Source organism: Kitasatospora sp. NPDC004240 (genome assembly GCF_053603215.1).
In genome coordinates this window covers 1-24,654 of sequence record NZ_JBSGFD010000135.1, presented here as the reverse complement: position 1 = coordinate 24,654, position 24,654 = coordinate 1, and the positions used below count along the sequence as shown (strand labels likewise).

General features: G+C 76.6%; 20 protein-coding genes. 17 read left to right on the top strand and 3 right to left on the bottom strand.

Annotation, left to right across the window (positions count from 1 at the left end):
* Nucleotides 1-125: 125 nt before the first annotated feature.
* Nucleotides 126-539, top strand: a complete 414-nt coding sequence (locus ACWEQL_RS29440) for a hypothetical protein (RefSeq protein ID WP_452153376.1) — start codon at nucleotides 126-128, stop codon at nucleotides 537-539.
* A gap of 70 nt (nucleotides 540-609) precedes the next feature.
* On the opposite strand, the gene ACWEQL_RS29435 is transcribed toward ACWEQL_RS29440, so the two are convergent.
* On the bottom strand, nucleotides 610-3,669 hold the full coding sequence (locus ACWEQL_RS29435; protein ID WP_452153375.1) for a LuxR C-terminal-related transcriptional regulator: 3,060 nt from the start codon (nucleotides 3,667-3,669) through the stop codon (nucleotides 610-612).
* 238 nt (nucleotides 3,670-3,907) lie between these two features.
* Between ACWEQL_RS29435 and ACWEQL_RS29430 the strand changes: the two genes are divergently transcribed.
* The 16 genes from ACWEQL_RS29430 (at nucleotide 3,908) to ACWEQL_RS29355 (ending at nucleotide 20,839) form a co-directional block, all read left to right on the top strand.
* A complete protein-coding gene (locus ACWEQL_RS29430; protein ID WP_452153374.1) occupies nucleotides 3,908-4,453 on the top strand; it encodes a hypothetical protein in 546 nt (181 codons plus the stop codon).
* 483 nt (nucleotides 4,454-4,936) lie between these two features.
* On the top strand, nucleotides 4,937-5,059 hold the full coding sequence (locus ACWEQL_RS29425; protein WP_452153373.1) for a hypothetical protein: 123 nt from the start codon (nucleotides 4,937-4,939) through the stop codon (nucleotides 5,057-5,059).
* Between the two features lie 441 nt (nucleotides 5,060-5,500).
* Nucleotides 5,501-7,237, top strand: coding sequence for an MFS transporter (locus ACWEQL_RS29420; RefSeq protein WP_452153372.1), 1,737 nt, complete (start codon nucleotides 5,501-5,503; stop codon nucleotides 7,235-7,237).
* Nucleotides 7,234-8,835 (top strand): class I adenylate-forming enzyme family protein, encoded by a 1,602-nt coding sequence (locus ACWEQL_RS29415; RefSeq protein WP_452153371.1) that lies wholly within the window; start codon nucleotides 7,234-7,236, stop codon nucleotides 8,833-8,835. Before ACWEQL_RS29420 ends, ACWEQL_RS29415 begins: the two co-directional genes overlap by 4 nt.
* Complete coding sequence (locus tag ACWEQL_RS29410) at nucleotides 8,832-10,136, top strand: aldehyde dehydrogenase family protein (protein WP_452153370.1); 1,305 nt, start codon at nucleotides 8,832-8,834, stop codon at nucleotides 10,134-10,136. Before ACWEQL_RS29415 ends, ACWEQL_RS29410 begins: the two co-directional genes overlap by 4 nt.
* Complete coding sequence (locus ACWEQL_RS29405; RefSeq protein ID WP_452153369.1) at nucleotides 10,124-11,956, top strand: thiamine pyrophosphate-binding protein; 1,833 nt, start codon at nucleotides 10,124-10,126, stop codon at nucleotides 11,954-11,956. The genes ACWEQL_RS29410 and ACWEQL_RS29405 overlap by 13 nt, the downstream gene beginning before the upstream one ends.
* A 32-nt stretch (nucleotides 11,957-11,988) precedes the next feature.
* Nucleotides 11,989-13,137, top strand: a complete 1,149-nt coding sequence (locus ACWEQL_RS29400; RefSeq protein WP_452153368.1) for a 3-oxoacyl-ACP synthase III family protein — start codon at nucleotides 11,989-11,991, stop codon at nucleotides 13,135-13,137.
* Nucleotides 13,138-13,223: 86 nt separating this feature from the next.
* The gene (locus ACWEQL_RS29395) at nucleotides 13,224-13,478 is read left to right on the top strand and encodes an acyl carrier protein (RefSeq protein ID WP_452153367.1); all 255 of its coding nucleotides are present in this window, start codon (nucleotides 13,224-13,226) and stop codon (nucleotides 13,476-13,478) included.
* Nucleotides 13,479-13,605: 127 nt separating this feature from the next.
* The gene (locus ACWEQL_RS29390) at nucleotides 13,606-14,244 is read left to right on the top strand and encodes a GNAT family N-acetyltransferase (protein WP_452153366.1); all 639 of its coding nucleotides are present in this window, start codon (nucleotides 13,606-13,608) and stop codon (nucleotides 14,242-14,244) included.
* Nucleotides 14,241-15,068, top strand: coding sequence for an SDR family NAD(P)-dependent oxidoreductase (locus tag ACWEQL_RS29385; protein ID WP_452153365.1), 828 nt, complete (start codon nucleotides 14,241-14,243; stop codon nucleotides 15,066-15,068). Before ACWEQL_RS29390 ends, ACWEQL_RS29385 begins: the two co-directional genes overlap by 4 nt.
* A complete protein-coding gene (locus ACWEQL_RS29380; protein WP_452153364.1) occupies nucleotides 15,065-16,078 on the top strand; it encodes an ACP S-malonyltransferase in 1,014 nt (337 codons plus the stop codon). The genes ACWEQL_RS29385 and ACWEQL_RS29380 overlap by 4 nt, the downstream gene beginning before the upstream one ends.
* The gene (locus tag ACWEQL_RS29375) at nucleotides 16,075-16,980 is read left to right on the top strand and encodes an ACP S-malonyltransferase (RefSeq protein ID WP_452153363.1); all 906 of its coding nucleotides are present in this window, start codon (nucleotides 16,075-16,077) and stop codon (nucleotides 16,978-16,980) included. The genes ACWEQL_RS29380 and ACWEQL_RS29375 overlap by 4 nt, the downstream gene beginning before the upstream one ends.
* Entirely contained in the window at nucleotides 16,977-17,654 is a 678-nt protein-coding gene (locus ACWEQL_RS29370; protein ID WP_452153362.1) for a hypothetical protein, read from the top strand. The genes ACWEQL_RS29375 and ACWEQL_RS29370 overlap by 4 nt, the downstream gene beginning before the upstream one ends.
* Entirely contained in the window at nucleotides 17,651-18,790 is a 1,140-nt protein-coding gene (locus ACWEQL_RS29365) for a beta-ketoacyl synthase N-terminal-like domain-containing protein (protein WP_452153361.1), read from the top strand. The genes ACWEQL_RS29370 and ACWEQL_RS29365 overlap by 4 nt, the downstream gene beginning before the upstream one ends.
* Nucleotides 18,791-18,874: 84 nt before the next feature.
* Entirely contained in the window at nucleotides 18,875-20,254 is a 1,380-nt protein-coding gene (locus ACWEQL_RS29360) for a flavin monoamine oxidase family protein (RefSeq protein ID WP_452153360.1), read from the top strand.
* Nucleotides 20,255-20,266: 12 nt separating this feature from the next.
* Nucleotides 20,267-20,839 (top strand): TetR family transcriptional regulator, encoded by a 573-nt coding sequence (locus ACWEQL_RS29355; protein WP_452153359.1) that lies wholly within the window; start codon nucleotides 20,267-20,269, stop codon nucleotides 20,837-20,839.
* 99 nt (nucleotides 20,840-20,938) lie between these two features.
* On the opposite strand, the gene ACWEQL_RS29350 is transcribed toward ACWEQL_RS29355, so the two are convergent.
* The gene (locus ACWEQL_RS29350; RefSeq protein ID WP_452153358.1) at nucleotides 20,939-22,525 is read right to left on the bottom strand and encodes a S8 family serine peptidase; all 1,587 of its coding nucleotides are present in this window, start codon (nucleotides 22,523-22,525) and stop codon (nucleotides 20,939-20,941) included.
* A gap of 378 nt (nucleotides 22,526-22,903) precedes the next feature.
* Nucleotides 22,904-24,654 (bottom strand): LuxR C-terminal-related transcriptional regulator (locus ACWEQL_RS29345; protein ID WP_452153357.1); only part of this gene is annotated, 1,751 nt, incomplete at its 5' end.

Below are 24,654 nucleotides of genomic sequence, written 5' to 3'. Positions count from 1 at the left end.
GCGGTGCTCTCGGTCTCGTCGGCGGGGCCGTAGAGGTCTGACATGCCCATGCAGCCGAGGCCGATGGCGGAGGTGGTGAGGCCGTTGCGCCCGCCGGACAGGTCGACCTGATCACCCCGGCCGGCGTGCGGACGGTGGTCGACGCGCTGCGCCCCCAGCTGGCCGACAACAAGATCATGGGGCTGACCGTCTACCCGACCTACGCGAGCGCCGAGGCGCCCGTCGCGGCGGGCTCCCGGCAGTACGACCGGTTCAGCTACCGCGACGCCAAGCTGACGAAGACCGCCGGCGGCACGATGACCTCCCAGCAGAAGACCTGCGACCTGGGCGCCTTCGACTGGGACGTCATCCCGGCGCTGCTGCAGAAGGCCCAGGCCACCCTGAACGTGCCCAACCCGACCAGCCGCTACCTGATCATCGGTCCGGACATCATGGACGGGACGCCCACCATCCGGGTGTACCTCTCCGACGCGTACGGCGGCGGCTACCTCTCCGCCGACACCAAGGGCACGGTCAAGCGCGCCTTCCCGCGCTCCTGAGGCCCCGGCACACCGAGGCCCGCGCCTCCCGGCCCGGCGTGCCGCCGGAGCGCGGGAGGCGCGCGCCGGGTCAGGCGGACTCGGCGTCGTCGACCCCCAGGAGCAGGCGGGTCAGCGCGGTGCGCGAGGGCACGTTGAGCTTGCGGTAGACCCGGGCGAGGTGGGTGTCCACCGTCCGGGTGCTCAGGAACAGCTCGTCCGCGATCGCCCGGCTGCGCAGGCCGGCCGTGGCGAGCTCGGCGATCTGCCGCTCCCGGGTGGTGAGTTGGGCGGTCACCGCGGTGACGTCCGGGCGCAGCGCGATGACCGAACGCCGGCCGCCGTCCTCCGCGCACCGGGTGCCGTCCAGGCTCCGGCGCAGCTCGGCGGCCTCCTCCTGGATCCGTACGGCCCCGTGGAGGCGGCCCAGGTGCTCGGCGGACTCCAGCCAACCGTCGGCCGCTGCCCGGCCGAGGGTGGTCTCCGCCGAGGGGGTCCCCAGGATGAGGGTCCAGGCGTGCTGGACGGGACGGCCGGCCCGCCGGAAGCCGAGCGCGGCCCGGTCGTACAGCTTGGCGGCGACGTCGTGGCGCTCGTCGGCCGCGTGCAGGACGGCCAGCGCCCGGTCGGCGTGGGCCCGTTGGACGGCGAGGCCCATCCGGTCGGCGGCGTCGTCGGCCTCCTCGACCCAGCGGCGGGCCGCGTCGGGGTGGTCGCAGCGCAGTGCGGCGGTGGCCAGCATGGCCAGCAGCATCGGCCGGAAGCCGGGCTGGAACAGCGGCAGGTGTGCGCCGCCGCCGGCCTCCAGCAGGGTGTCCATGCAGCCGGAGGCGTCCCCGCCGAGCAGCTGGGCCTGGGCCAGCTGCATGGCCGCGGAGCCCGTCCACCAGCTGTTGTCCGCCCGGGTGGTGCGCACGCTCTCCTCGGCGAGGGCGACGACGTCGGCCGCCTCGTCCCGGCCGCGGGACCAGATCAGCGCGCCGACCCGGGTGGCCGAGCAGACGCTGACCCAGTCGCGGGCGCCGGTGGTCCGGGCGGCCCGCTCCGCCTCCAGCGCCCACTGCTCGGAGCGGGCGAGCCGGCCGGCCTCCTGGTCGATGTAGGAGAGGGCGAGCAGGGCGTGCGGGACCATCTGCTGCGGGCCGCCGCCCTGGGCCAGCGCCAGCGAGCGGCGCAGGTGGCGGGAGGCGTCGGGCAGGCGTTCCAGGAACAGCTCGGTCCAGCCGAGCATGGTGAGCAGCTCCGGGGTGCGCGCCACCGAGGGGTCCGGCAGCCCGTCGACCAGGCGGACGCACGCGGTGAGCGCGGGGACGGCGGCGCAGGTGTCGCCGAGGTAGCTGTCGCCGAAGGCGGCGAGCACCCGGATCGCGGTGGTCGCCTCCAGGTCGGCCTCGCCGCCGCCGGCTCTGGAACCGCTCACGCCCCCGGGTCCGCCGCCGGCCGCCGGTCCGGCCGGGCGGACGGAGGGGTCGGCGGCCGGGGTGTGGCCCGGGCCGGCCGAGGCGCGGACGGCCTCGCGGACCAGCGCCCGGGCCTGGTGGTAGGTGCCGCGCAGCAGGTGCAGCAGCCCGTACTCGAAGACCAGGCCGACCGGCCCCGCGGGCAGTGGCTCCGGCAGGGCCGTCAGGGCGGCCCGGGCCACCGCCTCGGCCTCGTCGTAGCGGCCGAGTTGGCGTTCGGCGGCGACCCGGGTGGTGCAGGCGCGCAGCCGCAGCTCCGCGGTCAGCCGGCTGTCGTCGCGCAGCACCTCGTGGGCGGCGGCCCGGGCCTCCTTGAAGCGCCCGGCGGCGATCAGCGCCCGGGAGTACTCCAGCATCAGCACGGCGCGCTCGGGCGTCGGCCGGTCGCCGCTGGGCATGGCCTCCAGGGCCAGGTGCAGCCAGCGGACGGCGGTCGCGGGAGCGTCCGGGAGGATCTCGGCGGCGCCGCGGGCGAGCAGTTCGACCGCGATGGCGCCGTCGGTGCCGACCACGTGCTCGGCGTGCCGGGCGAGTTCGGTCGCGGAGGCGCCGCGGCGCAGCAGCAGCTCCAGCGCCCGCCGGTGGGCGGTCAGCAGGACCGCCACGTTGGCCCGTTCGTGGGCGACGTGGCGCAGCAGCGGGTGGCGGAAGGCGAACCGTCCGCCGGGCCCGGCCGGGCGGACCACGTCGGCCCTCACCAGGTCGGCGAGGACGTCGAGGACCTGCTCCAGCCGCAGTCCGGTCACCTCGGCGGCGTCGTCGGCCCGGAACGGGTCGCCGAGGGCGGCGATGGCGCCGACCGCCCGGCGGGCCTCGTCGGTGAGCGCGTCGAGCTCCGCGGCCACCGGGGCGGCCTCGCGCAGCAGGCCGCCCGGGTCGGTGCCGGGCCGGTCGGGCCACAGGTCGGGGTGCCAGCCGGCGGCCGTGAGGATGCGCAGGTGGCGGGGGTTGCCGGCGGAGGCCTCCCGGAACCGTTCGGCGAAGGCGTGCGCCTCGGGGTCCGGGTCGGGGAGAGGTCCCGGCGGGGGAGAGAGGTCCTCCTCGCGCAGGCTGAGGCAGCCGCGCAGGCCGGGCGTCCGGCCGGGCTCCGGCCCCTGCCAGCGTTCCAGCAGGGCGGCGACGGCCTCGGTGGACAGCGGTTTGGGCTCGATCCGTACGACGGTCCCGGTGCGGGTGCCGTGGTCGAGCGCCTCCAGCAGGACCGAGCCGGTGCGGCGGGGGCTGTGCGCGAGGGCGAGGACCAGCGGGCCGGGGGCCGGTGTGCGGATCAGCCTGGCCAGTAAGCGGGCTGACGGTTCGTCACAGTGGTGGACGTCGTCGAGCAGCAGGACGCCTCCGCCGTCGACCGCCGCCCAGCGGGAGAGCCGGGCGCGGATCGCGGCGAACAGGTCGTCCTCGTCGAGGGTGTCGGGCAAAGGGCCGGTATCGTCCCCGAAAGCCTCGTGAAACACTTGATACGGCGTGGTGTTGCCGCGCACGGCATGCGCACGCGCGATGCCCGCGCCACGTCGGCGGGCGAGTTCCGAGAGTATTGTCATCAGCCGCGTCTTGCCAATACCGGGATCCCCGGCGATTTCCACCACCGCGCGCTGTTTGTATTCCATTGCCGAGACCACCGCGGCGAGCCGGGCGGTCTCGGTGTCCCTTCCGACCAACAGGTCTTCGGTCTCCTGTGATTCCGCAGAGAGCATGAACACCCCTCCTTGACGCATTTGACGCGTCCATGCCAGTCGGTGGGTTTCACTCCCATGGCTGGGCGCGTCCCGCGTGTTGACGTCTGGTGTTTCCGGAGAGCGGAGAGCAATGAGTGAACTGTACTGCCAGATGTGCGAGAACTTGCTGAACTGTTCGATATTTGTAGTGCTTTGATGAAGGCTCAGGGATGCCGCGCGGCCGGGACCCCGGCCGACCGGCGGAGGGGAGTGAGTGTTGATCGTCACCCTGATCATCGTCTGCGAGGTCTCGTTCTGGGTCTTCCTCGCGGCCGGCCTCGCCGCACGCTACCTGCTCGGGCTGCGGCGCACCGGCGCCGCACTGCTGCTGTGCGAACCGGTCCTGGAGATCGTGCTGCTGGTCGCCACCACGGTCGACCTGCGGGGCGGCGCCGAGCCGAGCTGGGAACACGGCCTGGCCGCCCTCTACCTCGGCTTCACCGTCGGGTACGGGCGCCACACCATCGCCTGGCTCGACGCCCACGCCGCCCACCGCCTCGGCGGCGGGCCGGCCCCGGTCAAACCGCCCCGCTACGGCCGCCCGCGGGCCCGCCACGAGGGCCTGGTCTGGCTGCGCACCCTGCTCGCCGCCGCGGTGGCCGCCGTCCTGCTGGAACTCGCCGCCCTCTACGTGGGCGGCGGCGACGCCTCGGCGCCGCTGCGCGAGTGGCAGTTCACCGCCCTGCGGGTCGCCACCCTGCACGGCATCATCGCGCTCACCTACCTGATCTGGCCCAAGAAGGACCCCGCCAGGGCCCGCTGATCCCCCCGGCCCCGGCCGGCCGGGGCCGGCACCGCCGTAACTCCGTACGTAGGAACGATCTCCCGGCGCTGCGTACTTCTGCGGACGGGGCCGCCGCGGGACCGCCGCACACAGTTGCGTAGTTCTGCTGATGACCGCCGTCTCGGGGGTCGGACAGACTCCGTTACGTCCGCAGCCCCCCGGCGGCCGGTACGGAGGCCAGGGGGCGGAGCACCGGGGAGGAGGGAATCTCCATGGACCAGAACCTCGGCGTGATCATCATCAACAAGTAGTCGCGGCGCACCGGGCGGCAGCCCGGCGGCGACGGGGCCGGCCGACGTTCACGGTGTTCCCGTGGCTGCGGACCGGGACGGACGACACCGAGGAGGGAGGGGACAGCCATGGGTCAGGAGCTCGGCATCATCGTCATCAACACCTGATCGTCCCTGCCGTTGGATGCCCTATCTCTTACGAGACATGACGAGGCATCAGGCAGTGTGAGCGGTGCTCCGCGCCGCGCAGCCGGACCACCGGTCCGGGCCGCGCGGCCGGAACGCCCGAGACCACAGGGAGGAGGAGACCATCATGGAGCAGAACCTCGGCGTGATCATCGTCAACCCCAAGTGATCCCGGTGGGCGTGCCCACCGCCCCCGGTGTCCACGCCACCTGAGGACCGCGTCGCCGTACCGGCTCCGGCCGGTACGGCGCGCGCCGGGCGGGCCGGTTCGTCCGGCCGCCGGCAGCCCCTCCGGCCGCCGCCCGCGTGTGCGGTGGCCGGAGCAGTGGCCCCCGGAGCGCGGCCCCGCGCGTACGGCATCCCGTACGGCGTCCGTCCCGCGCCCCTTCCTTCCCGGCCCCGCCGCCGTGCCGGCGTTCCCGTATCTCCGTGTGCCTGCGCGCCTGTGTGTCCGCGTGCCCGCGTGCCGCTCCGAGGATCCCGCGGATCCGTCGGCCCGCCGCCCGGGGAGCCGTGATGGGCACGGGCCCCGAGCACCCCATCCGCAGGCCGAACGCATCCGCAGGCCGAACCCCAGGCCGAACCCCAGACCCGAAGCGAGGGAGTGACGGTGGTCCAGTCCGAACCGGCGGCCGAGGCCGAGAACCCGGCAGGCCGGCCCGACCGCGGCGCCCTGTACGCGATCTGGGCGGCCGCCCTGGTCTCCGGCAGCGGACGCATGCTGTCCGCCGTCGCCGTGCCCTGGGCCGTGTGGCACACCAGCGGCAGCGTCGGCAGCGCCGGCGCCGTGGTGACCTTCTCCAGCTTCGGCATGGCCCTGGTGGCCTTCCTCAGCGGCCCGCTGCTGGACCGCGTCGGCAACGGCCGCGCCGCGGTGCTCGGCCTGCTGACCGCGGGCGCCGCCATGGCGCTCATCCCCGCGCTCTACGTCACCGGCACCCTGCGGCTCTGGCACGTCCTGCTGCTCGCCTTCATCGCCAGCGGCTGCGACTCGGCCGCCGAGGTCGCCGTCCGCACCCTGATCCCCCGGGCCGCCGAGCGCGCCCGGATGCCGCTCGAATCGGCCAACTCCGTGTTCGCCGCGATCGACCGGCTCACCCTGCTGATCGTGCCGGTGCTCGCCGGCGCCGCCATCGCCCTGACCAGCGCCGAGGCCGTGCTCTGGGCCGACGCGGCCGCCTGCGCCCTCGCCGCGCTGGTGCTCCTCGCCGCACTCAGGGCGCTCGGCCGGCGGCCCGAGCCGCAGGCGGCGGCCACCGAACGCGGCGGCTACCTGGGCGAACTGACCGACGGCGTCCGCACCATCACCGGCGACCCGGTCCTGCGGACCGTCGGCCTGACCGCCGCCGCCGCCAACGCCCTCGCCGGCAGCCTCTACACCGTGGTGCTGATCGCCTACGCCGCCGAGGTCTCCGAGAGCGCCGGCGCCTACGCGGCGATGATGGCCGCGCTCGGCGGCGGCGCCCTGATCGGCGCCATCGGCTTCGGGGTGTACGGCCCCCGGCTGCCCCGCCGGGCCTGCTACCTGCTGGGCTACCTCGGCGGCGGCCTCTCCACGCTGCTGCTGGCCACCATGCCCGGCACCGTCGCCACCCTGGCGATCCTGGTGCTCTCCGGCCTGTCGCTCGCGCCGATCGGCCCGCTGATGGCCACCGTCTACCAGGAGCGCACCGCCGAGGAGGAACGCGGCCGGGTCTTCTCCGCGCAGAACGCGCTCGGCCTCGCCGCCGTCGCCCTCGGTACCGTCGCGGCCTCCGCGGCGCTGGGCGCGGTCGGGCTGCGGTTCTCGATCCTGGTCATCGCCGGGCTCGAACTCGCCATCGCGGCAGTGTCATTGGCGCTCCCCTCGCTGCGCCGCCTCGACGAGACCCGCGCGCCGGCCGGCGGGGCGGAGGCGGGGGAGCCCGCCGCGGGGGAGGAGCCGGCCGCCGTCGAGGAGCCCACCGGGGACGAGGCCCCCGCCGTCATCGCGGAACCCGTCACGGAGCCTGTCGCCGAGGAGCCCGCAGCCACCGCGGAGGCCGCAGCCCCGGAGGAGCCCGCTGCCGAGGAGCCCGCAGCCCCGGAGGAGCCCGCTGCCGAGGAGCCCACTGCCGCGGAGAAGTCCGAACCCTCCGAGAAGCCCGAACCCCCCGGGCAGTCCGCCCCCCGCGCCGCCGGGCGCAAGGTCGCCCGGAAGGGCGCCCGTACCGCCACCCGTGCCACGGCCCGCAAGCCCGTCCGCAAGGCCGCCCCGCCGAAGCCCGCACGCGCGGCCGAGCCCGTGCGCGCGGCCGAGGAGGAGACCGCCGAGCCCGGTGCGGGCGCCGCCCGCGCCGCCGAGACCGCCGTCGAGGAGGTCCGATGACCACCACCACCGAACCCCCCACGCCGCAGGCCCCCGCGGTCACCGCCGCGCCCGCCGCCCCCGTGGCCCTACCCGTGACCGACGCCGAGGGCGCGACCCTGCTGCGCGCCGCCGACGCCGAGCCGCTGGTGATCCGCTGCCGCGACGAACTGCTGCGCCGAGGGGTGCGCCCCGGCGACCGGGTGGTGCTGCTCGCCGCCAACTCCGCCGAGTTCGCCGCCGCGCTGCTGGCCCTGGTCGCGCTGGACGCCTCGATCGTGCTGGCCGACCACCAGCAGACGCCCGAGCAGGCGCTGCAGACGCTGATCCGGGCGCGGGTGCGCTGGGCGGTCACCGACACCGGCGACCCGGCGACCCCGATGGGCGCCGCGCTCACCGGGGCGCTGCCCGCCGGCCGGGTGATCGACCTCACGGCCTCCTGCCGCCCGGCGTTCCCGGGAGCGGCCGGCCCGGGAGCGGCCCACCCGGTCACGCCCCACCCGGTCACGCCCCACCCGGTCACGGCCGGCCCGGACACCGCGGCGGCCCCCGACCCGGTGAGCTTCGAGCGCTGGCGGGCCCGGCGCGACGGCCTGGTGCTGTGGTCCTCCGGCTCCACCGGGCGGCCCAAGGGCATCGTCCGCTCCGGCGCGGCCATGCTGGTGAACACCGAGGCCACCCAGCGGGCCATGCGCTACCGCCGCGACGACGTCCTGCTCCCGCTGCTGCCCTTCTCCCACCAGTACGGCATGTCGCTGGTGCTGCTCTGGTGGCAGACCCGGGGCTCCCTGCTGATCGCCCCGTACCACCGGCTGACCACGGTGGCCGGGCTGATCGGCCGGTACGGCGTGACCGTGGTGGACGCCGCGCCGCCCACGTACCACGCGCTGCTCCAGGTCTTCGAGCGCCGGCCGGCGCTGCTGGGCCCGGTGGCGACCGTACGGATGTGGTGCGTCGGCGGCGCCCCGCTGCCGGCGCCGCTCGCCGAGCGGTTCCGGGCCGCGGTGGGCCTGCCGCTGCTGGACGGCTACGGCCTGTCCGAGCTCGGCAACGTGGCCCTCGCGGTGCCCGAGCGGCCGCGGGAGTGCGGGCAGCCGCTGGAGGGCGTCCGGCTGCGGATCGACCGGCCGGTGGACGGCGTCGGCGAGGTGCTCGTCGACTCGCCGGGGCTGATGTCCGGTTACCTCACCGACGAGGGCGGGCTGCGGCCCGTCGAGCCGGGCTGGTTCCGCACCGGCGACCTCGGCCGGATCGACCCCGACGGCAGCCTCCAGGTGATCGGCCGCAACCAGGCCGTGCACCGGATGGGATACACCCTCTACCCCGAGAGCCTGCGCCGGCAGGCCGAGCGGTGCGGCCGGCCGGTCGCGGTGGTCGCCGTCGAGGACGAGCGCCGGGGCTGCCGGGTCGTCTTCTTCGTGGAGGACCCGGCGCTGCGGGACGCCCGCCACTGGCGGGCCCGCTTCGACGACCTCCTCGCCCCCTACGAACGGCCCAACCTCGTCGAGGTGGTCGAGCGATTCCCGCTCACCCGCACCGGCAAGGTCGACCGCGTCCGACTGACCGCGACGGCCGCCGAACGCCTGGGCGTCCGGCGCAGTGACGGAGAACCCTCGTGAGCCCACTGCCCTCCCCCTCCGCCCCCTTCGCCCCCTCCGCGCAGCTCCCGGACACCGCGGCGACCACGGCCCGGGACGTCCGGGACGCCACGGACACCTCCGACGCCGCCCCCGGCGTCCCGCTGGCGGACCGCCTGGCCGGCCTCGAAGCCGTCCACGCGCTGCTCCACGACCGGCGCGGTGAGGTCCTCGACCTGCTCACCGAGGTGAGCACCCACCGCGCCGCCGAGTACGAGATCGACGCGGCCGCCGCCACCCTGCGCGGGGCCGCCGCCGAGGTCGCCCACTGGTCGCCGCGGGTGCTCGACCGCTCGGCGGTCTACATGCCGTCCAACGTGCTGCTCTACTCGTACGTGCTGTACCTGCTGACGCCCGCGCTGTTCGTGCGCGAGGCGGCGTTCCGCCCGTCCAGCCAGGTCCGCCGGGCCACCGTGGCGCTGCACCGGATGCTCGCGCCCGCGCACGGCCTGCCCGTGCACCTCGCCGACGTCAGCCAGCGCGCGTTCACCGAGGACAGCGCCGCCCGCGCCGACCTGGTGGTCTTCACCGGCCGGGCCGAGAACGCCCAGAACATCCGCGAACAGCTGGGCCCCGACCCGATGTTCGTCTTCCTCGGCCAGGGTGCCAACCCGATCCTGCTCGGCCCCGACGCCGACATCGAGCGGGCCGTGGAGGACGTGGTGGGCATCCGCCTGCTCAACTCCGGCCAGGACTGCCTGGGCCCGGACGCCCTGTTCGTCCACGAGGACCTGCTGACGCCCTTCCTCGACCTGCTCGCCCGGCGCCTGGACACCCTCAAGGCGGGGCCGCGCACCGACCCCGGGGCCGACTACGGGCCGCTGTACTACGAGAGCGCCTGGGACGGCGCCGTGAGTTTCCTCAGCCGGCACGGCGAGCGGATCCGCCACGGCGGCGCCCTGGACGCCCGCACCCGCACCGTACAGCCCACCGTGGTGGTCAGCCGGCTCGGCGAACAGCCGCCGCTGACCGAGTTCTTCGCCCCGGTGTTCAACGTCGTCGGCTGGTCCGACCCGGCCCCGCTGCGCACCCTGCTGGCCACCGCGCCGTACGCCGAGCAGGCTCTCGGCGCCAGCGTGTACGGCACCCTGCCGGAGCCGCTGCTGGAGGTGCTGCGCCGGCGCTGCACGGTCACCTTCGAATCCACCCTGGAGTCGGTGGACGACGGCAACCGGCCGTTCGGCGGCTACGGCCGCAAGGCCAACTACACGGCCCACCGCGGCCGTACGCACATCGAGCCGGTCCTGCTCTCCAAGGCGGTGGCGCAGCGATGGGAGCGGTGAACCCGGCCGCCGCCGGCAGCGGCGGCGACCTGCCCACCGCCTGGCACGCGGTGGTGGACTTCCTGCGGGCGCAGGGCGTGGACACGGTGTTCGGCCTGCCGGACGACGACCTCGGGCTGCTCGACGCCCTGGAGGACAGCCCGGTCCGGGCGGTGCTCTGCCGCGGCCAGCGCAACGCGGTGTTCATGGCCGCCGGCCACGCCCTGGCCACCGGCCGTCCCGCGGTCTGCGTGGTCGGCCGGGGCCCGGCGCTGGCCAGCGCGCTGCCCGGGCTGGTCGAGGCGGCCGCCGGGCGGGCCCCGGTGGTGCTGCTCGCCTCCGGCACCGCCGGCGACCGGATGGGCACCGGCGCCTTCCAGGAGCTCGACCAACTCCCGCTGGTGCGGCCGCTGGTGAAGCACGCCCAGCGGGTGGAGTCGGCCGCCCGGCTGCCCGGCGCGCTGGAACGGGCCTGGCTGGTCGCCGCCTCCGGCGCCCCCGGCCCGGTCTACCTGGAGCTGCCCGACCACATGGCCGGCGAGCCGGTGCCGCGCCGCGGCGAGTGGCGCACCGCCGCCGAGCCGCCCCGGCCCGCGGCCGGCGAGGCCGCCCGGGACGCCGCCGGACTGCTGGACGCGGCCCGGCGTCCCGTCCTGCTGGTCGGCGGCGGCATGCGCGGACGCAACGCCGACCGCCGGGTCGAGCGGCTCGCCGAGGCACTGGGCGCGGCCGTCGCCGTGACGGCCTCCGGCCGCGGCACCGTGGACGAGGCGCACCCGCTGTTCTGCGGGCTGGCCGGCCTCTACGCGCCGCAGGCCCTCGCCCCGCTGTGGCGGGAGGCCGATCTGGTGGTGGCGCTCGGCAGCCGGCTGGAGGAGACCGCCGTGCACGGCTGGGAGCACCTCGCCGAGGGCACCCGGGTGGTCCAGGTGAACACCGAGGCCGCGGACTTCGCGGTGGAGCGGCCGGGCCCGCTGCTGCTGGGCGACGCCGGGGCGGCCGTGGCCGACTGGCTCGTCGGCGCGGGCACCGGTGCCGGCGCGGGCGAGGGCCGGGCGAACGCCGCCTGGCAGGAGCGGATCGCCGGCCTGCGCGGGCGTGCGCTGCTCGACGCCCGGGAGCTCGCCGAGGCCCGCGCGGCGGCGGGGCCGGAGGGGCCGGCCGTGGTCCAGGTGCTCGCCGCGCTCGACCGTACGCTGCCCGCCGACCGGGTGCTGGTCCAGGAGAACGGGCTGGCCGACATGTGGTCGTACTGCTGGCCGCACTGGTCCTGTGCCGCACCCGGCGGGTCGGTGGTGCCCAGTGAGCAGACCAGCCTGGGCTTCGGCGCGGCCGCCGCGATCGGCGTCCAACTCGCCCTCCCCGGAAGGCCGGTGGCCGCGCTGGTCGGCGACGGCGCGTTCGGATCGCTCGGCCCGGACCTGCTGAGCGCCGCCGAGGCCGGGGCGCCCGTGCTCTACGTGGTGCTCGACAACGGCGGGTACGGCTGGCTGCAGCACGCCCTGGACACCCGCAACCCCGGCGGCTCGCGCTTCCGCTTCACCGCGCCCGGCCGTCCGGTGGCGGAGCCGGGCGGTGAGGGGCCGTTCCGGATCCGCGCCGAGCGACCGGAGGAACTCGACGCCGCCCTCGCCGAGGCCTGGCGGCACTGCGCCAAGGGCCGCCCGGCGGTGGTCGAGGTGGCGGTGCGCCTGGGCGACCTGCCGCCGCTGCCGCCGGACGTGCTGGCGCCCGCGCCCGCGCCCGCCGACCTCCCCGCGTCAGCTGCCGCAGCCGATTCCGCCGCCGTGCCCGATCCGGTCGGTGAGCCGCCCGCCGGCCAGGCCGGACAGCGGCGATGACGGCGACCCGTGAGAAAGCAGAGGCCCACCCCGTGACGATCCAGACCGTACGCCACGCCCCGGCCGCGCCGGTGCCGCGCCCCGCGCCGCCGCAGGCCGATCCCGCGCCGCCCGCGGACCCGCTGGGACTGCCCGGCCGGACCGGCCCCGACGCGCTGCGGGTGCCCGTGGGCATCCTCGGCAGCGGCGTGTACGTGCCCGGGACCGTGGTGACCAACGCCGACATGGAGCGGGCCTTCGACACCTCCGACGCCTGGATCCGCTCCCGCACCGGCATCCGCGAACGCCGCTACCTGGAGCCCGGGCTCAACACCTCCGACATGTGCGTGGCCGCCGCGCGGGCGGCGCTCGCCGACGCCCGGACGCCGGCGGCGGAGATCGACGCGATCCTGGTCGCCACCTTCACCCACGACCAGCCGCTGCCCTCCACCGCGCTGATGGTCAAGGAGGCGATCGGCGCGCACCGCGCGCTGCCCCTGGACCTCAACCAGGCGGCCTGCGCGGGCGGGGTGTACGGCATCCTGACCGCCGCCCACCTGCTCCAGGGCGAGGGCTTCCGGTCCGTGCTGGTGATCGGCGCCGAATGCCTCTCCCGGGTGACCGACCCCGAGGACCGCTCCACCCGGGTGTTCTTCGGCGACGCGGCCGGCGCGGTCGTGCTCGGCCGCACCGCCCCCGGCTGCGGGCTGCTCTCCTGGGACACCGGCTCCGACCTGTCCTTCGGCGTGGAGGTGCCCGCCGGCGGCACCCGCCGTCCGGCCGGGCCGCAGACCCTCGCCGACCGCGGCCACTACCTGAAGATGGACGGCCGCGAGGTGTGGCGGACGGCCACCGGCCGGCTGCCGGACAGCATCCGCGCGGCGGTCGCCCGGGCCGGCCACGGCGTGGAGGAGGTCGACCACTTCTTCCTGCACCAGGCCAACCTGAACATCGTCCGCGAGGTCACCACCGCCCTCGGGGTGCCCGCCGACCGTGCGCCCACCACGGTGGAGACCCTGGGCAACACCGGTGCGGCCACCGTCTTCACCGTGCTGGACCTGGCGCTGCGCGACGGCCGGGTCGCCCCCGGCGACCTGCTGGTGGTGTCCGCGATCGGCGCCGGGTTCCTGTGGGGCTCGCTCTGCCTGCGCCAGGGCCCGCGGCGCCCCGATCCCGGTCACCGCGCCGCCACCACCCCCTGATCCCGGCCGGCCGACGCCCCGGCGGCGTCCCGCCGGCCGACCGTCCGTCCCGTACCTCCCGTACCTCCCGAGAGACAGGAACCGACATGACCGAGGACGACATCAAGCAGTTCGTCGCCGACACCTTCGGCTTCGAGACGCCCGCCGGGGAGATCGACCCCGAGGAGCCGCTGTGGGGCCCGGAGTCCCGCTTCGGCCTGGACTCCATCGACTCCCTCAAGCTGATCGCCGCCCTGCGCGAGCGCCAGGCCTTCGACATCGGCGGGCTCGCCCCGGGCACCTTCCGCAGCGTCCGCTCGATCGCCGGGTTCCTGAACCCCGTCACCGCCAACCCGGCGTAACGGCCCGCTCCGCGGCGAGGCCCGCACGATCCGCCCGGACGACGGCCCGTACAGCCGTGTCCACCCGGCGGCCCCGATGACCGCACGTCCCGAAACAGCAGGTCCCGAACAGCAAGGAGCAGTACCGATGCAGGGATTTCTGACCCGCCTGGTCCCGGCCGAGGAAGAGGACTTCACACTGGTGGCCGCCTGGCTGCGGCCCTCGCCCGAGGGCGCGCTCGGCGCCGGCGGCGAGTCCGAGTTCTACTCCAGCGCCCAGATCAGGTCCTCGCTCAGCCGGTCCACCGGCGCCATGGTGGAGACCCTGGACGGCGAGAAGGTCGGCTACGTGCAGTGGCACCGCCTCAAGCACGACGGCAGCTACGAGATCGGCGGCATGATCGGCGACTCCCGGCTGTGGGACAGCGGCTGCGGCGCCGAGGCCAGCATGCTGCTGCTCGACTACCTCTTCCACGCCAAGAACGCCCACCGGGTGCAGTTCATGACCGGCACCTACAACCGGCGGGTCATCAACTTCCTGATCAAGAGCGAGGTGGTGATCGAGGGCGTGCTGCGCGACTACTTCTTCCTCGACGGCGAGTACCACGACGCCGTGATCGCCTCGCTGCTGCGCGACGAGTACTACGCCGCAGCCGCCAAGCCGGGCGCCCACCCGGTGTTCGACATGATCCCGGCCGCCGAACGCGCCGCCGGCCGCGCCGAGTTCCGCGCCCACCTGCGCGGGCACTGGGACCGCATGCGCGCCGAACTGGTGGACCGCGCGTGACCGCACGCCAGCCGCACCCCAGGACGGTGCTGGTCACCGGCGGCTCCGGCGGCATCGGCCGGGCCGTCTGCGCGGCCTTCGGCGAGCCGGGCACGGTGGTCGTGGTCGGCTACCACCGCAACGCCGAGGGCGCGGCCGACACCGCCGCCAAGATCGCCGCGGACACCGGCGCCGAGACCGACGTCTGCCGCCTCGACCTCGCCGACGCGGCCCAGGTGCAGGGCGCGGTCGACGCCGTCGCCCGGGCCCACGGCGGGATCGACGTCCTGGTGAACAACGCCGCCGCCGGCACCGCCGGCCTCGCCCTGCCCACCAGCCCCGCCGAGGACTGGGCGGCGACCGTCCAGGTCTCCCTGATCGGTGCGTTCCACTGCGTCCGCGCCGCGGCCATGCACATGCTGCTGGCCGGCCGGGGCAGCGTGGTCAACGTCGCCTCCATCTCCGCCGTCACGGGTATCGCGGGCCTCAGCGCCTACTCGGCCGCCAAGGCGGGGCTCCTCGGGATGACCCGCTCCCTCGCGGTCGAGTACGCCCCGTACGGGCTGCGGGTCAACGCGGTCGCCCCCGGCTACACCGGCGGCGACGGCATGATCCAGGACGTCGACCCGGCCGTCCGGGCCGGCCTGGAGCAGCGCATCCCGCTGCGCCGGCTGGCCCGCGCCCAGGAGGTGGCCGACGCCGTCCACTTCCTGGCCTCGGACCGCGCGGGCTACATCACCGGCCAGACCCTCGTGGTCGACGGCGGCCTCACCCTGGCGCCGCACGCGCCGACCACCGGGCCCGGGGCCGCCGCGGCCGCCGCCCAGCAAGGGAGCCCCGAGTGAGGCCGAACATCCCGCCGTTCACCCGGGGGCTGACCCCGGCGGACCTGCGCCCGCGGCCCGCCGACGGCCCGCGCACCGCCACCGCCGTCCTGCTCGACCCGCAGTCCCGGATCAACCCGGGCGAGCACCGCGAGCTGTACGAGACGGTCCCCGAGGTACGCGAACGCCTCGCGCTGGCCTCCGAGCTGGTCGGCCACGACCTCGCCGGGGCGCTGCTCGACGGCACCGACGAGGAGGTCAACCGCGGTGTGGTGGCCCGCCCGGTCGTGGTCGCGCTGAGCGTGGCGCTCTACCACCGCGCCATGGACGGCCGGCCCCGGCCGGCCTACCTGGCGGGCCTGAGCCTCGGCCAGATCACCGCCGCGCACCTGGCCGGCTGCATGTCCTTCGAGGACGCCGTCCGGATGTGCCACACCATGGCGAGCGTCGAGGAGGAGGCGTACGGCGGCCGCCCGTTCGGCGTCTCCTTCTTCCACAACGCCGACCCGGTCGAGCTCACGGCCCTGATGACGGAGCTGGACGAACCGGAGGCACCGCTGCGCCCCTGCGCGTACGTCGCCGACGACCAGATGATCGTCAGCGGCGGCACCGCCGCGCTCGGCCGGCTCGCCGAACGGGCCCTCGGCCTGGGCGCGTTGGGCCTGCCCATCCCGTACGGGCCGCCCGCGCACTGCGACCTGCTCGCCGGGGTGCAGGAGGAGTTCGCCGCCCGCTGGCGCTACCGGGACGGCCTGGCCGACCCGACCGTCCCGCTGATCTGCAACCTCATCGCGGAGCCGCTCACCGGCGCGGCCGCGATCGGCGCCGCCCTCGTCGGGCAGTACACCCGGCCGGTGCGCTGGGCCGACTCGCTGTACCGGCTGGCGTCGCTCGGGGTGGGCGCGCTGGTGGTGCCCGGGCCCGGCCGGTTCCTGCACCGCTCGCTGGAGTCGCTCGCCGTCCGCTTCGACACCGTCGGGCCGGACCAGGTGCTCGCCGGCGGACCGGTGGTGGCCGGGGCGGTCTCATGACCGCCGGGCTGTTCTTCCCCGGGCTGGTGCCGCTCGGGGCGGACGACGTCGACCGGCTGCTGGCGCACAGCGCGCCCGCCCGCCGCCGCTTCGACCGGGCCTCGGAGGTCCTCGGCCACCCGCTGGCCGAGGCCCTGCGGGACGCCGGCGAGGCGGACTGGGAGACCATCGACGCGGCCTGCCTGACCTCGGCGCTCGCCCTCGCGGACAGCGCCGAGGAGTGGCTGGACCCGGCCCCCGCCCTGTGCACCGGCGTCAGCTTCGGCGGGCTGCCCGCCGTGGTGCGCTCCGGCGGGCTGGACTTCGCCGACGCGCTGGTGCTGGTCGTCCGCAGCGCCCGGATCCAGGCCCGCTACCTCGCCGAGCGGCCCGAGCCCGGCGCCTGCCTGTTCCTGATCGGCCTGACGGCCGGGCAGGTCGGGGAGCTGGCCGCCCGGCTGGCCGCGGCCGGGCACTGGATCGAGGTCTCCGCCCACCTCGGCCCGGACATCCACGCGGTCTCGGCCGCGCCCGGCACCCTGGCGCTGTTCCAGGAGGAGATGCGCGCGCTCGGCGGGCGCGGCTTCCACACCATGAACCGCCCCCAGCACTGCCGGATGCTCGCCCCGCTGCGCGCCGAACTGGAGCGGGACGTCTACCGGGTGACCCCGTTCCACCGGGCCCGGCTGCCGGTGCTCTCGGACATCGACGGCACCCTGCTGCGCGAGCCCGAGGAGCTGCGGACCTTCCTGCTCGACGGCTGGGTCGAGCCGGTGGACATCGACACCACCGTGCGCGGCCTGCGGGCGGCCGCCGTCGACCGGCTGTACCTGGCCGGCTCGCGCAACCTGTTCGGGCGGCTGCTCGGCCCGGTGTGCGAGCTGGTGCCGATCGGCTACGACAGCCCGGCGGTGGCGGCGTGAGCGGACCCGCCGGTGAGGAGGCCGGCGTGGCCGTGACGGCCGGCGGCAGCAGTACGGAGCTGGCGGACTGGCTCGCCGGCTGCGGGGCCCGGCTGACCGGGCCGCCCGAGGCCGTGGCCGGCCCGGGCCCGCTGCTGCGGGCCGTGCTCGGCGCCGCCCTGGAGCGGCTGCCCGCCGGGGAGCGCGAGCGCGTCCCGGTGGTGCTGGCCGCCGACGAGCCCTGCGTCCGCGCGGCCACCCACTACGGGCGCCGCTGGACGGACACCGCCCGCCGGCTCCGCCCGTCCGACTCGGTGGCCCTGGAGACCAGCGAGCTGGTCCGCGGGCTCGGCGAGGAGCTGGGCTGGAGCGGGGCGCTCTACCTGCTGGCGGCGCCCGGCGAGGCCGGCCGGCAGGCGCTGCTGGCCGCGGGCTTCGTGGGCGGCGGTGGCCCGGTGCTGGTGGCCGAGCTGGTGACGGCCGCCGGGCCCCGGGCCGAGGACGTACCCGCACCCGAGTGGCTGGCGGTGGCCGCGCTGCGTCCGCCGCGGGCCAAGGATGCGGGGAGCCCGCCGCAGGCCAAAGACGCCGCGGACCCCCGGAAGCGGCCGCCCGGCGTGCTGCTGGCCCTCGCCGGGGCCCGCGGTCCGGCCCCGGCCGCCGTGCCGAACCCCGACCCCGAGGAGCCCCGGTGAGCGCCCCCGCCCCGCAGATCGCCCTGACCGGGCTCGGCCTGGTGACCGCCTACGGCGCGGGCGTGGACCCGTACTGGCGCGGCCTGCTCTCCGGGCGGTCCGCGCTGCGCCCGGCCGAGCGGTTCGCCTCGCCCTGGTACGGCGGTGAGCCGGTCGGCGAGGTCCCGCTGCACGGCACCTGGCCCGGCGGCACCCGCAAGCAGCTGCTGCTGGAGGCCGCGCTCGCCGAGGCGCTGGCCTCCGCGGGGCTGACCGGGCTGCCCCCGGGCGCCCTGGTGGTGCTGGTCGGCCAGGCCCCCGAGGTGGGCGCCGGGGCCCCTGCGGAGTCGGCCGAGCTCACCGGCCCCCGGCTGCGCGCCGCGGAGAGCGTGCCGCTGTTCGGCGGGGCGCCGTTCTACCTCTCGCACGCCTGCGCCTCCGCCGCGTTCGGCGTGGCGCTCGCCCGGGAGGCGCTGCTGGCCGGGGCGGTGCGGACGGCCGTGGTGCTCGGGGCCTGCGCGCTCAACCCGCTGGAGTACGCCAGCATGAAGGTGGTGCGGGTGGTCAGCCCGGGCCCGGCCCGTCCGTTCGACCGGGCCGGCGCCGGGATCACCATCGGCGAGGGCGCCGGCGCGGTGGTGCTGGAGGACCGTCGCTCGGCCCGGGAGCGCGGCCGGCCGGCCGATCTGCTGCTCGGCTCCGCCGTCTGCCGGGTGGGCGGCAGCAGCCCCGCCGCCTCGGACGACCGGGTGGTGGCCGACTGCGTCCGGCAGGCCTGCGCGGACGCCGGGGTCGACCGCCTGGACTATGTGCACGCCCATGCCACCGGCACCCTCCAGGGCGACGCCGCCGAGCTGAGGGTGCTGGACGCGCTGGCCGCCGACCTCGGGGCCGAGGGCCTGCCGGTCGGTTCGCACAAGGGCGCGGTCGGCCACCTGCTGCACGCCTCGTGCTTCCCCGCCATCGCTGCGGCCGCGCTGGCCCTGCGTCACGGCGTCGTCCCGCCCACCCCCGGCCTCACCGATCCGGAACCGGCCGCCCACCTGCGGCTGCCCACCGAGTCGCTCGCGGTGCCGGACGCCCGGGACGCCCTGCTCACCAGCTTCGGCTTCGGCGGCAACAACGCCGCGCTCACCCTGCACCGCGCGTCCGGCTGAGCCCGCCCGGACGCCGGTTGGCGCCCGGCCCCCCGGTGTGCAACAGTTGTTGTGAAACAGCTGTTGCATACCGGGGAGGGTGCCGTGGCGCACTGGGACGCCGTCATCGTCGGAGCCGGCTACGCGGGGCTCGCCGCCGCCCGTACGCTCCACCGCGCCGGCGCCCGGGTGCTGGTGCTGGAGGCCCGCGACCGGGTCGGCGGCCGCGCGCGGACCGTACGCGCCGAACAGTGCCCGCTCGACCTCGGCGGCCAGTGGACCGGCCCCGGACAGCACCGCGTGGCCGCGCTCGCCGAGGAGTACGGCCTGCGGCGCCACGCCTCGCCCACCGCCGGCGCCACCCTGCTGGCCGAGCGCGGAGCCGTCCACCGCCTCGGCCCGGCCACCGCCCTGCGGCTGCTCCCGGACGCGGCGGCGCTGCTGCCCGCCCTGGCCCGGCTCGCCCGGGACGGGCGCGGCGTCGACCCCGCCCGCCCCTGGACCGCGCCCCGGGCGGCCGAGCTCGACACCCTCACCGTCGACGCCTGGCTGCGCCGGCACGTGCGGACCGGGCGGGCCCGCGGCTGGGCGCGGGCCGTCCTGAGCGAGACGCTCTGCGTCGACCTCGACCGGGTCTCCGTCCTGGCCCTGGTCGCCGGACTCGCCTCGGCGGGCGGGCTGCGCTCCGCCCTCGGCTTCGACGGCGGCGCCCAGCAGGACCTCTTCGCCGACGGCGCCGACCGCCTCGCCACGCGACTGGCCGAGGACCTCGACGTGCGGCTCACCGCCCCGGTCCGGGCCGTCACCGCGAGCGGCGCCGGGTACGCGGTCACCGCCGACGGGCTGACCGTCCGGGCCGCACACGTGGTGATCGCCGTCCCGCCGCCGCTCGCCGCCCGCATCCGGTACGAACCCGGGCTCCCCGCCGCCCACGCCGAGGCCCTGCTGCGGGCGCCGATGGGCCGGGTGGTCAAGCTGATCGCCGTTTACGACCGCCCGTTCTGGCGCGAGGACGGCCTGTCCGGCGCGGCGCTGCTGCCCGAGGGCCCGGCGGGCGTGGTCGCCGACGTCTCCCCGCCGGACGGCCCCGGCCACCTCTGCGTCCTCGCCGCCGGCCGGGACGCCGACGCCCTGGCCGCGCTCGGCCCCGCCGGCCGCCGCGCCCGGGTGACCGAGGCCCTGGTCCGGCTGTTCGGACCGCGGGCGGCCGCGCCGCGCAGCTGGTGGGAGAAGGTCTGGGCGGACGACCCCTGGGCGCTCGGCGGGTACGGCGGCGTCCCGGAGCCGGGCAGCCTCACCGCGCTCCGCGAGGCCTTCCGCGCACCCGTCGGCGGCCTCCACCGGGCCGGCACCGAGACCGCCCGGAGCTGGCAGGGCTATCTGGAGGGCGCCCTGGAATCCGGCGAACGGGCCGCCGCCGAGATCCTCGGCGAGGCCGGGCCCGAGGTCGTGCAACACGGGTTGCACGATCGCGCGGACGGCTGACAGGCTGGCCGGATGCCCCGCGAGACCGACCACGACGCCCGCCGCGAAGCCCTCTGCGACGCCGTGGTGGCGATCGCCCGCCGGGACGGCTTCACCGCGGTGACCGTTCGCGCCGTCGCCGCCGCCCTCGGCGCCTCCACCTCCGCCGTCACCCACTACTACGCCTCCCGCGACGAGCTGGTCGCCGCCGCCGTCCGCCGCGAACTCGCCGCCATCGAAGGCCGGGTGACCACCGCCGTCGGCCCCCGGACGGGCGCCGCCGCGCTCCTCGCCTTCCTCGGCGCCACCGTGGCCGACGCCCCCGCCGGCGACCGCGACCTGTGGCTGAGCGTCGTCGAGGGCGCCCGCCGCGACGCGGTGCTGCGCCGTGAACTCGCCGCGTTCAACGCCTACTGGGACGGGCGGGTGGCCCGCCACACCGCCGAGGCGCAGCCCGACCCCGCCCGCCGCGCCCTGCTGGCCGACACGGTCGACCTGATCGGCTCCGGCCTGACCGCCCTCGCCGTCGAGGACGCCACCTGGGACGCGGCCCGCCGCCACGCCCTGATCGAGGCGCTGCTGGCGCCGCTGCTCGTCCGCGCCTGAGAGCACCTGAAGCGCCCGAACGCCCCGCGGCCCCCGGCGTCTTCGCGACGACGCCGGGGGCCGGTGAGCGGCAGGGAAGGGCGGAGCGGGGAGGGTGGGTCAGAACTGCAGGTACCAGCTGTTGACGTAGCCGGTGTCGTTGGCGGCGTTGTCCGTCACCCGCAGCTTCCAGACCCCGTTGGCGGCCTCCGAGGAGGCGTTGACGGTGTAGGTGGCCTGGACGTTGTCGGCGCTGTCGTCGGCGTTGTAGTCCTTCAGCAGGTAGGCGCTGCCGTCCGGGGCGATCAGTTGCACGCGCAGGTCACCGCGGAAGGTGTGGCGGATGTCGACGCCGACGCTCAGCGCGGCGGGGGCGTTGCCGCTGACCCCGCTGACGGTGACCGGGGAGTCGACGGTCGCGTTGTCGCGGATCGTGTGGTCGGCGGTGTTCTCGAACTTCGGCCCGGTGGGCGGGGTGCTGCCGGAGCCCACGTTGAGCAGCTTGTTCGGCGAACCGCTGCCGGGGTTGGTGACCTTCCCGGCGACGGTGTTCGCGACCAGCTGGTCGCGGACCTGCTGGGGCGTCCAGCCGGGGTTGGCGGACAGCAGCAGCGCGGCGGCGCCGGCGACGTGCGGGGTGGCCATGGAGGTGCCGCTCATCGTCGTGCTGGAGCTGTTCCCGCTGTTGGAGGCGGAGACGATGTCGGAGCCGGGCCCGAACAGGTCCAGGCAGGTGCCGTAGTTGGAGTAGGAGGCGCGGGCGTCGTTGCGGTCGGTGGCGCCGACGGTGATCGCGGCGCCCAGCGCGGCCGGGGAGGAGGTGCACGCGTTGGTGTTGCTGTTGCCCGCGGCGACCGCGTAGGTGACGCCGGCGGCGATCGAGCGGGCGACCGCGTCGTTGACCGACTGGTCGGTGTCGCCGCCGATGCTGACGTTGGCGACGGCGGGCTTCACGGCGTTGGCGGTGACCCAGTCGATGCCCTTGATGACGGTGGACCAGGGCGCGGAGCCCTGGCAGTCGAGCACCCGTACCGAGACGATCTTCGCGGCCTTGGCGACGCCGTACGAGGAGCCGCCGACGGTGCCGGCCACGTGGGTGCCGTGGCCCTGGCAGTCCGAGGCGTCGGAGTCGTTGTCGACGAAGTCGTAGCCGCTGCTCGCCCGGCCGCCGAAGTCCTGGTGGGTGAGCCGGACGCCGGTGTCGATGATGTACGCGGTGACGCCCGAGCCGGTGTTGGGGTAGGTGTACGAGCCGTTCAGCGGCAGCGCGGTCTGGTCGATCCGGTCCAGCCCCCAGGACGGCGGGTTGGGCTGGGTGCCGGCGATGGTGGCGACGCCGTCCGCCTCGACCCTCGCCACGCCGGGTTCGGCGGCGAGCCGGCGGGCGGCTGCCTCCGGCAGGCGGACCGAGAAGCCGTGCAGCGCGGCGGTGTAGACGTGCCCGAGCTCGCCGCCGTGACGGCCGCTCAGGGTCCGGGCCAGGCCCGGTATGTCGGCGGCGGTGACGCCGTCCTTGAGGGTGACGATGTAGGAGCCGGCGATGGTGCCGGGGCGGTCCGCGCCGACGATGGCGCCCTCGGCCGCGGGGGCGCTCGGGGTGGGGGCGGCGCTCGCGGTGGTGGTGACCAGCCCGGAGCTCGCGAGGGCGAGCAGGACGGTCGCCGCGCGGGCGGCGGTGTGCCGGTGGAGCCGTGCTCGGAGTTGCATGTGGGGTCTCCTGGAGCGTGCTGTCCGGACCTCAGCGGTCCCTGTCGGGGAGCGCGGGGTGCGCGGGACCGGCGCCCGTCCTCCTCGGACGGGCGGCGGATCCCGGCCCCGCGGCCGCGCACGCCCCGGTGCTCGTGGGGGAGGCGTGCACGGCCGCCGGCAGGGTGGCGTGGCCCGCGAGCCCTCGAACCCGGGCGGGCCACGGCACCGGGAACGCGTCCGGAGGTCCCCGGGCACACGCCACCCCGGGGTGGTGGGGTGGAGGTGCGGGTTCCGGTCGCGGCGGCTGCCGACGGGGAAGAGCTTCGGGCCCGGCGGGCACCGGTGAACAGGCCCGGCACCACCCATTGATCCCGCCCGGGTCACCCAGAAAACCCGTCAGCCGCCGTCCGTGCCGGTGTCGTCGAGTGCTCCGGCCAGTGCGGTGCGGGAGGTGACGGCCAGTTTGCGCATCGCGCCGGCCACGTGGTGCTCGACGGTCCGCCGGGACAGCACCAGCCGCCCGGCGATCTCGGCGTTGCCCAGCCCCCGCGCCGCCAGCTCGGCGACCTCCCGCTCCCTCGGTGACAGGGCGTCACCGTAGCTGCGGCGTCCGCCCCGGGCGGGCGGGGTGATCCCGGCCTCCTTCAGGACGCGGCGGGCGGCCGCGAGGTCCCAGTGCGCGCCGAGCCCGGCGAACCGGTCGATCGCCGCCACCACGTCCTCGCCGCCGTCCGGCCGTCCGGCGGTCAGCGCGACCCGGCCGCGGGCCAGCCGCGCCCGCGCCGCCTCGTACGGGCGCCCGGCCCCGGCCCAGGCACGTTCCGCCTCCGTCCAGCGGGCGGCGGCCTCGTCGATCGTCAGGTCGGCCGCCGCCGTCGCGGCGGGCCGGGAGGGTTCGGCGAGGGCGGCCCGGCAGGCCGCCAGCGCGGCCCGCGGCGCGGGCGCGTCCCGCCCGGCCACGCCGTCCGCGAACTCCTCCGTCAGCGCCCGCGCCGCCGCCCGTTCACCCAGCCGCAGCAGGGCCCGCACCCCGCCCGGGAGCACGTCCGCCGCCCAGACCCAGGCCTCGATCCGGCGCAGCGTGTCGATCGCGGGCCCGGCGTGGGCCCAGGCCCGGCCGGGGTGGCCGGCCGCGAGCTCGATCCGGCAGAGCGCCCCGGCCGCGCCCGCGGTGACCGTCCCGGTGTCCAGCCGTACCGACTCCCGTGCCCGGTCGAGGAGTTGACGCGCCGCTCCGGTCCGGCCGGCGGCCAGCGCCTGCAGGCCGCACAGCAGGGTGGCCTCGGCGGCCAGCACCGGGATGTCGGCGTACTCGGCCGCCGCGGCCGCCGCCCGTCCGTCCAGTCCCGCCCACCGCCCGGTGGCCCGGTCGAGCAGCAGCCGGGCGGTCCGGGCCAGGCCCGCGTAGTACGCGCTCTGGCTGCCGTGCAGCAACTCCTCGGCGCGGGCCAGGAACCGTCCGGCCGGCCCCGGATGGCCGAGGCCGAGCGCGGCGTGCGCGAGGTTGGTGTGTGCCCGGACCAGGTGCTGCCACTCGGCGGGGGAGCGGGCCTCGGCCGGCAGTTCGCGGACCGCCTGCCAGGCCCGCGGGTCCGCGGTGAACATCAGGGTGCTGGCCCGGTTGGTCCGCAGGGTGATCCGCACCACCGGGTCGTCCACCCCGGCGGCCAGCTCCTCCGCCCGGCCCAGCCACTCCAGGTGGCGGGAGAACGGCCAGCCGTCCACGGCCGGTACCGCCAGCGCCGACATCGCGCGGGTGGCGAGGCCGGGCGCATGGGTCAGATCGGCGATCGCCTCCGCGATCTCATTGCGCCCGGCCGCCCCGGCACCCGTCTGGTTGCGCAGCAACAGGCCCGTGTTGAGCCGGAGTTCGCCCCGGACGGCGGGCGGCGGCGCGGGCCCGTCCAGGACCGACCGCAGCAGCGCCACCGTCCCCGGATCGGGCAGCCCGGTGAGTGCGGCCCGGCTCAGCTTCAGCACCACCCGGGCCCGCCGCCGGCCGGCGGTGTGCTCCGCCGCCGCGGTCAGGAGCGTCACCGCCTCCGCCGCCCGTCCGGCCCGCAGCGCCGCGTCGGCGGCGGCCTCGGCCAGCAGGGGCCAGTGGGCGGAGCCGGCGGCCCGGTGATGGCGCAGCAGCTCGGCCGGCG